This is a genomic window from Dietzia sp. UBA5065 (assembly GCA_002415925.1).
Lineage (GTDB): Bacteria > Actinomycetota > Actinomycetes > Mycobacteriales > Mycobacteriaceae > Dietzia.
This window is the reverse complement of record DIAZ01000059.1, coordinates 28,665-36,519: the sequence shown is the minus strand read 5'-3', so window position 1 is coordinate 36,519 and position 7,855 is coordinate 28,665. Positions and strand designations below refer to the sequence as shown.

Below are 7,855 nucleotides of genomic sequence, written 5' to 3'. Positions count from 1 at the left end.
GCCGTCCAGGTCGCCAACATCCTCCGCGGCAAGCACAAGCCGCAGTTCGCCCCGAACGCCGACACCGGCGACTTCGTCATCATCATCAACGCCGACAAGGTCGCGATCTCGTCCAACAAGCGCGAGCGCGTCTTCCACCACCGCCACTCCGGTTTCCCGGGCGGGCTCAAGTCGCAGTCCCTCGGCAAGGCCATGGAGACGCGCCCGGACCGCGTCGTCGAGAAGGCGGTCAAGGGCATGCTCCCGAGCAACAAGCTCGGCAATGCCGTCGCCTCCAAGCTGAAGGTGTACGCGGGTCCCGAGCACCCGCACGCCGCCCAGCAGCCCGTGCCCTACGAGATCAAGCAGGTGGCCCAGTGACCGACGAGAACATCACCCCCGAGGCCGAGGTCGCCGACGACACCGTGGCGGATCTCGCCGCCGAGGTCGCCGAGGACTACAGCGAGGCCGACTACGCCGGTGGCACCGAGTACGACTCCGGCACCGAGACCCAGCTGGCGCCGATCGTCACCTCCGGCCCGACGCAGGCCGTCGGCCGCCGCAAGGAGGCCGTCGCCCGCGTCCGCCTCGTGCCCGGCTCCGGCCAGTTCACGCTGAACGGTCGCACCCTCGAGGGCTACTTCCCGAACAAGGTGCACCAGCAGCTGGTCAAGTCGCCGCTGGTGCTAGTCGAGCGCGAGGAGCAGTTCGACATCGTGGGTCTGCTCCACGGTGGCGGGCCGTCCGGGCAGGCGGGCGCGTTGCGTCTGGCCATCGCCCGTGCGCTCATCGAGTACGCCCCGGACGATCGCCCGGCCCTGAAGAAGGCCGGCTTCCTTACCCGGGACGCCCGCGCCGTCGAGCGCAAGAAGGCCGGCCTCAAGAAGGCCCGTAAGGCCCCGCAGTACTCGAAGCGCTGATCTCTCCCGCCGAGATCGCGTCACCCAGAGCAGGTTCCCGCACCGCGCGGGGGCCTGCTCTGGTCCTTTCCAGGACGCTGTCCCCTCAGCGGTTATCCTGACCGAGGCCCGAACGCCGACTGTCGGCGGCAATGCTCACACGGTGAACATCAGCGGCGCGAACGCGCACACCCGAATCCGGAGGATTCACGACATGACCCGACTCTTCGGCACCGACGGGGTCCGCGGACTGGCCAACCGGACGCTCACCGCGGACCTGGCGCTGCGGCTCGGAGCCGCCGCCGCGGCCGTCCTCGCGGCGGAACGCGACCACGACGGCACCGTCACCGCCCGCCCGCTGGCAGTGGTGGGACGGGACCCGCGCGTCTCCGGCGAGATGCTCGAAGCCGCCCTCTCGGCAGGCCTGTCCAGCCAGGGCGTCGACGTGCTCCTGGTGGGCGAGCTGCCCACCCCGGCCGTCGCCCACCTCACCGCCCAGCACGGGGCCGCGCTCGGCGCGATGATCTCCGCCTCGCACAACGCCATGCCGGACAACGGCATCAAGTTCTTCGCCGCCGGCGGGCACAAGCTCGGCGACCACGTCGAGGACGCCATCGAGTCCGCGCTCACCGGTGAGCCGATCACCGGCCCGACCGGTGACGCGATCGGCCGGATCAGCCGCGCCTGCCCCGCAGACGCCCTGGACGGCTATGTCGGCCATCTGCTCAGCGCCACGCCGGGTCGGCTGGACGGCCTCGTCGTCGTCGTCGACTGCGCCAACGGCGCCGCCAGCGACGCCGCGCCGCGCGCCTACCGCGAGGCCGGCGCCACGGTGATCGAGATCCACGCCAGCCCCGACGGCTACAACATCAACGACAAATGCGGCTCCACCCACCTCGACGACGTGCGCGCCGCGGTGGTCGAGCACGGCGCCGACCTCGGCCTGGCGCACGACGGCGACGCCGACCGCTGCCTCGCCGTGGACGCCGCCGGCGAGGTGGTCGACGGCGACCAGATCATGGCCATCCTCGCCCTCGCGATGCGCGACTCCGGCGAGCTGGCGGAGAACACCCTGGTCGCCACCGTGATGAGCAACCTCGGACTCAAGGTCGCCATGCGCGAGGCGGGCATCGAGATCGCCGAGACCAAGGTCGGCGACCGGTACGTGCTCGAGCGGCTGCGCGAGGGCTCCTACAGCCTCGGCGGCGAGCAGTCCGGGCACCTCGTGCTGCCCGCGCACGCCACCACCGGCGACGGCGTCCTGACCGGCCTGCGGATCATGGCGCGGATGGCCGAGACCGGCAAGAGCCTCGCCGAGCTGGCCGGCGTCATGACCGTCCTGCCGCAGGTGCTCATCAACGTGCCCGTCGGGGACAAGGCCGCAGTGGCCGCGTCCGGCGCCGTGGCCGATGCCGTGGCGGCGGAGGAGGCGACGCTCGGTAGTGCCGGCCGCGTGCTGCTGCGCCCGTCGGGGACCGAGCAACTCGTCCGCGTGATGGTCGAGGCGCAGGACCCCGACCTCGCGCAGGGCGTCGCCGAGCGGCTCGCGGACGTCGTCGCCGCGGTCTGAGCCGGTCGGGGAGGGCGCCGGTTCAGCTCCCGGTGAGGCCCTTGACCAACTTGAGGAGCGGCGGGGTGCTGGGGACGAGGTCGTCCCCCTCCTCGTCCAGCATCTCGTCGGTCACCGTGACGGCGCCCTTGAACCCGGCGTCGGGGTCGGCGAACGCGGCGTAGGCGTCGTCCCCCGCGAGCGTGGCCAGCAGGTAACCGGCGAGAAGCGGCCGCACCGTGCGCTGCGTGCGGTGGTCCGGGTCGGCCAGGCCGACGTACTTGAGCAGCGGGGCGCCCTCGACCAGTCCCGGCTCGATCGCCTTGGCCATGCGCCGGTGCACTATCGGCCCGCGCCACGCCAGGTGGAGTGCGCGCGCGTCCTCGGCGTGGACGCCGCCCGACGCGGACAGCAGCAACGCGGGGGCGTCGATGGTCACGGCGCGATCGGCGGCCGCGGGGACGGTCTCCGTGGGGAAGAGCATCGCCACCGCGTCGATGTCCGTGCGCTGGGACGCCAACAGGGCGCCGACCCCTCCGCCCAGCCCGTGGCCGACCAGGCCTATCCGGCGCGCATCGGCGCGGACCGCCCCCCGTCCGAGGGTGGCCTGGAGGGCGTCCTCGACGGCGGCCGACAGGTGGTCGGCGTAGTGCTGGTGGTGCGGCCGGACCGACGTGTCGGTGGCCGGTGCCACTACGACGAAGCCCCACGACGCGAGGTGCTTGAGGGTGTCGACGTAGTGACGGGGGGCCTTGGTCCAGTCGTGCGCGAAGCCCACCAGGGGTGCGGGCGACGACGCGTCCCGGGGGACGAACACCGTGCCGGGGGTCCCGGTGAAGCCGAGATCGCCGGTGTCGACCCCGTGGGGGCCCCGGCGACTGAGCGTCTCGAGCAGTTCCTTGGTCTTGATGGCCACGGGGCCAACAGTATCGCCTCCCGCGCACGGACGGTGCCGGGGAGCCGGGTCGGCGTGGCTACACTTAGCGCCCATGTGCGGAATCGTCGGTTATGTGGGGCATCAGGCTGCCCTCCCCGTTGTGGTCGAGGCCCTACGGCGGATGGAGTACCGCGGATACGACTCGTCCGGGGTGGCCATTCTCGACGGGTCGGGCTCGTCCCGGGTCGAGAAGAAGGAGGGCAAGCTCGCCAACCTCGAGGCCGCGCTCGACGCCGCCGGCCGGGACGGGTTCCCGGGCACCACGGGGATCGGCCACACGCGGTGGGCCACCCACGGGCGCCCGAGTGACCGCAACGCCCACCCCCACGTGTCGGGGGACGTGGCGATCGTGCACAACGGCATCATCGAGAACTTCGCCCCGCTGAGAGCCGAGCTCGAGGCCGCGGGCGTCGAGCTGGAGTCGGATACCGACTCCGAGGTCGCCGCGCACCTGTTGGCCCGCGAGATGTCTTCCGGCCCGAACGCCGGGGACTTCGTCGCCGCGTGCCGCGCCGTGCTCAACCGCCTCGAGGGCGCGTTCACGCTGGTGTTCAGTCACGCCGCCCACCCCGACACCCTCGTCGCCGCCCGTCGCTCCACCCCGCTCGTGCTGGGCGTGGGGGAGGGGGAGATGTTCCTCGGGTCGGACGTCGCCGCGTTCATCGAGCACACCCGCGAGGCGGTGGAGCTCGGCCAGGACAACGTGGTGGTGCTGCGGGCCGACGGATACGAGATCACCGACTTCGCCGGTGAGCCCTCCGAGGGCCGTCCGTTCCACATCGACTGGGACCTCGCCGCCGCCGAGAAGGGCGGGTACGACTACTTCATGCTCAAGGAGATCACCGAGCAGCCGGCGGCCGTGGCGGACACCCTCCTCGGCCATTTCCAGGACGGCCGCATCGTGCTGGACGAGCAGCGGATGAGCGACCAGGAACTGCGGGACATCGACAAGGTGTTCATCGTGGCCTGCGGCAGTGCCTACCACTCCGGGATGGTGGCCAAGTACGCGATCGAGCACTGGACGCGGCTGCCGTGTGAGGTCGAGATCGCCTCGGAGTTCCGCTACCGCGACCCCGTGCTGGACCGGTCCACCCTGGTGGTGGCGATCTCCCAGTCCGGCGAGACCGCCGACACCCTCGAGGCGGTGCGACACGCCAGGGCGCAGAAGGCCCGCGTGTTGGCGGTGTGCAACACCAACGGCTCGCAGATCCCCCGGGAGGCCGACGCCGTGCTCTACACGCACGCCGGCCCCGAGATCGGCGTGGCGTCCACCAAGGCGTACCTCGCGCAGATCACCGCCAACTACCTCGTCGGCCTGGCGTTGGCGCAGGCCCGCGGCACCAAGTACCCCGACGAGGTGGCCGCCGAGTTCCGCCAGCTCGAGCAGATGCCGGCCCTCATCCAGCAGGTCGTGGACTCCCTGGAGCCGGTCCGCGAGATCGCGCGGGAGCTGGCCGACTCCAAATCCGTGCTGTTCCTCGGTCGTCACGTCGGCTACCCGACGGCGCTCGAGGGCGCGCTCAAGCTCAAGGAGCTCGCGTACATGCACGCGGAGGGTTTCCCCGCCGGCGAGCTCAAGCACGGCCCCATCGCGCTCATCGAGGACGGCCTGCCCGTCTTTGTGGTGATGCCCCCCGTCGAGGGCCGCGGGGTCCTCCACTCCAAGCTGGTGAGCAACATCCAGGAGATCCGGGCCCGCGGCGCGCGGACCATCGTGATCGCCGAGGAGGGTGACGAGGTGGTGCGGCCGCTGGCGGACCACTTCATCCCGATCCCGGCCACGACCACGCTCCTGCAGCCGCTGCTGGCCACGATCCCGTATCAGGCGTTCGCCGCCGAGGTGGCCGCCGCCCGCGGCTACGACGTGGACAAGCCGCGCAACCTGGCCAAGTCCGTCACGGTGGAGTGACCCGTCCGCGAGACTGACGGTCATGAGGCGAGCACACCCGGTCGAGGCGATCCGGGCCGCCGAGCGCCCGCTTCTCGAGGCGGCCGAGGCATCCGGTGACCCGGACGCCGTGATGCGTCGCGCGGCCGCGGGCGTCGCCCACCACACCGCCGCGCTGCTGCGCTCGAGGTCCGGCGGCGTGTTCGGCCGGTCGGTCCTGCTGATCGTGGGCAGCGGGGACAACGGTGGGGACGCCCTGTACGCCGGCGCGATGCTGCGGGCCCGGGGCTGCCGCGTCGAGGCGGTCCTGCTCGACCCGGCCCGGGCGCACGCGCGGGCCCTCGCCGCGTTGCGGCGTGCGGGGGGGCGGGCGGCCGGGTTCCGCGCCGGGCCCGGTGCCGGGGCCACCCCGCCCGACGTGGTGATCGACGGGGTCGTGGGCCTGGCGGGCAGCGGCCCGCTGCGGGAGCCGGCGGCGGGGATCGTCGCCCACCACGCCGCGGCGGGGGTCCCGTTCGTGTCGGTGGATCTGCCGAGCGGGGTCGACGCGGACACGGGAACGGTCCACGACCCGCACGTGCCGGCCCACGTCACCGTGACCTTCGGCGCTCTCCGGCGGGCCCACCTGCTGGCCTCCCCGGCGTGCGGCCGGGTCGAGGTGGTGGACATCGGGATGGGCGGGATCCCCGCCGGACCGCGATCCGTCCGCCGACCGGACCGCGCGGAGGTCGGCCGGTCGTGGCCGGTGCCCGGGCCGGGCGACGACAAGTACAGCCAGGGCGTGGTGGCGATCCGCGCCGGTTCCGACCGCTTCCCCGGGGCGGCCGTCCTCTGCGCCTCGGCGGCGGTGGCGGCGACCTCGGGGATGGTGCGCTACGTGGGTTCGGGCTCGGGCGCGGTGCTCGCTGTCCGGCCCGAGGTGGTGTGTCACCCGTCGGTGGCGGAGGCGGGGACCGCGCAGGCCTGGGTCGTGGGCCCGGGTGCGGGCACCGGCGCCGAGGCCGTGGCCGACATCGACGCCGTCCTCGCGCACGGGCTGCCGACGGTGCTCGACGCCGACGCCCTGACCTGCGTCGCCGCCCACCCGGTCCTGCTGCGCGGCGTCGCCGCGTCGGTGCTGCTCACCCCCCACGCGGGGGAGTTCGACCGCCTCACCGGCGGGTGGGACCGGGCGGACCGGGCCGGGGCCCTGCGCCGGTACGTCGCCGGTCTACGAGACCGGGGGATCAACGCGACGGTGCTGCTCAAGGGACGCGTCACGCTTGTCGACGACGGCGAGACGACCTGGTCCGTCGACGCCGGCTGCTCCTGGGCCGCCACGGCAGGCTCCGGGGATGTGCTGTCCGGGATAGCCGGGGCGTTGCTCGCGGGCGGCAGGGGGGACGGTCGGGCCGCGGCGTGGCCGGCGGTCGCGGCGGCGGTGGTGCACGGCGACGCCGCCCGCGCCGCCGCGGTGCGAACGGGCGGGGCGGGCGCGCCGATCGGTGCCACCGACCTGCTGTCCGCACTCCCGGGGGCGATCTCCTCGCTCCGCGATGAATGAATCGCCACCGTCGCCGCTGTTTGGCATAATGGACAAAATGGGTCTGATTGTCCCGCCGGCGCCGTGCCGCGCCGAGATCGATCTGGACGCGATCGAGCACAACGCCCGCGTCCTGCTCCGGTCTGCCCGCGGCGCGCGGGTGATGGCCGTGGTCAAGGCCGACGCCTACGGCCACGGTGCCGTCCCGGTCTCCCTCGCGGCGCTGCGCGGGGGTGCGGACGCCCTCGGGGTGACCACGATCGGGGAGGCGCTCGAACTGCGCGGGGCGGGGATCGACGCGGAGATCCTGGCCTGGCTCTACTCGGCCGGCGACGACGTCCGTTCCGCTCTGGAGGCAGACGTGGACCTCGCGGTCCCCGGGCCCGGTCACCTCGACACCATCCTCGACGCCGCGCGCCGCACCGGCCGCCGCGCCCGGGTGACCCCCAAGATCGACACCGGGCTCGCCCGCTCCGGGATCACGCTGGACGACTGGCCCGCCGTCCTCGACAGGCTGGTGGACGCCTCGGAGGAGGGGCTCATCGAGGTCACCGGGTTGATGGCGCACTTCGCGCATGCCGACGACCCGGGGAACCCGGTGATCGACCAGCAGGTGGCGCGGCTGCACGAGTGCGTGGCGCAGGCCCGCGCGCGCGGCCTGGACTGCCCCGTCAACCACCACGCCAACTCGGCCGCGACGCTGACCCGCCCGGAGGACGGCTTCGAGATGGTCCGGCCCGGGATCGCCCTGTACGGGCTCTCCCCGGTCGACGACCCGGGGGTGGAGCTCATTCCGGCCATGACGTTCTCGGCGGAGGTCCTGATGACCAAGCGGCTGGCGGCCGGTCAGGGTGTGAGCTACGGGCACACCTGGCACGCGCCCCGCGACACCACGGTCGCGCTCGTGGCGGCGGGGTACGCCGACGGGGTGTGGCGCCTGCTCTCGGGCAGGCTCGACGTCTCGATCGGTGGCCGTCGGTACCCGAACGTCGGTCGCGTCTGCATGGACCAGTTCGTCGTGGACCTCGGGCCGGACCCGGGTGACGCGGTGCGGGCGGGCGACACCGCGGTCCTGTTCGGT

The 7,855-nt window shown here is 73.2% G+C and carries 7 protein-coding genes; 6 read left to right on the top strand and 1 reads right to left on the bottom strand.

The window, feature by feature from the left end:
• The 3 genes from rplM to glmM all read left to right on the top strand — a co-directional run.
• Positions 1-360, top strand: a 360-nt coding sequence (gene rplM / locus B4M60_RS04565) for a 50S ribosomal protein L13 (protein WP_291080706.1), incomplete at its 5' end; no start/stop codon positions are given.
• Complete coding sequence (gene rpsI, locus B4M60_RS04560) at positions 357-899, top strand: 30S ribosomal protein S9 (RefSeq protein ID WP_291080705.1); 543 nt, start codon at positions 357-359, stop codon at positions 897-899. The genes rplM and rpsI, both read left to right, overlap by 4 nt.
• A gap of 193 nt (positions 900-1,092) precedes the next feature.
• Entirely contained in the window at positions 1,093-2,448 is a 1,356-nt protein-coding gene (glmM, locus tag B4M60_RS04555; protein ID WP_291080703.1) for a phosphoglucosamine mutase, read from the top strand.
• 22 nt (positions 2,449-2,470) lie between these two features.
• On the opposite strand, the gene B4M60_RS04550 is transcribed toward glmM, so the two are convergent.
• Positions 2,471-3,343, bottom strand: a complete 873-nt coding sequence (locus B4M60_RS04550) for a chlorophyllase/cutinase-like alpha/beta fold protein (protein WP_291080701.1) — start codon at positions 3,341-3,343, stop codon at positions 2,471-2,473.
• A gap of 73 nt (positions 3,344-3,416) precedes the next feature.
• Here B4M60_RS04550 and glmS point away from each other — a divergent pair, with 73 nt between their 5' ends.
• The 3 genes from glmS to alr form a co-directional block, all read left to right on the top strand.
• On the top strand, positions 3,417-5,273 hold the full coding sequence (gene glmS, locus B4M60_RS04545; protein ID WP_291080699.1) for a glutamine--fructose-6-phosphate transaminase (isomerizing): 1,857 nt from the start codon (positions 3,417-3,419) through the stop codon (positions 5,271-5,273).
• A gap of 22 nt (positions 5,274-5,295) precedes the next feature.
• Positions 5,296-6,795: a bifunctional ADP-dependent NAD(P)H-hydrate dehydratase/NAD(P)H-hydrate epimerase gene (locus B4M60_RS04540; RefSeq protein WP_291080697.1), complete on the top strand. Its 1,500-nt coding sequence runs from the start codon at positions 5,296-5,298 to the stop codon at positions 6,793-6,795.
• Positions 6,796-6,832: 37 nt separating this feature from the next.
• Positions 6,833-7,855, top strand: a 1,023-nt coding sequence (alr, locus tag B4M60_RS04535; RefSeq protein ID WP_291080695.1) for an alanine racemase, incomplete at its 3' end; no start/stop codon positions are given.

What these genes read in the sequence shown, in the direction of transcription:
- glmM (WP_291080703.1), top strand. Translation starts at nt 1,093, where the DNA reads ATGACCCGACTCTTCGGCACCGACGGGGTCCGCGGACTGGCCAACCGG.
- glmS (WP_291080699.1), top strand. Translation starts at nt 3,417, where the DNA reads ATGTGCGGAATCGTCGGTTATGTGGGGCATCAGGCTGCCCTCCCCGTT.
- B4M60_RS04540 (WP_291080697.1), top strand. Translation starts at nt 5,296, where the DNA reads ATGAGGCGAGCACACCCGGTCGAGGCGATCCGGGCCGCCGAGCGCCCG.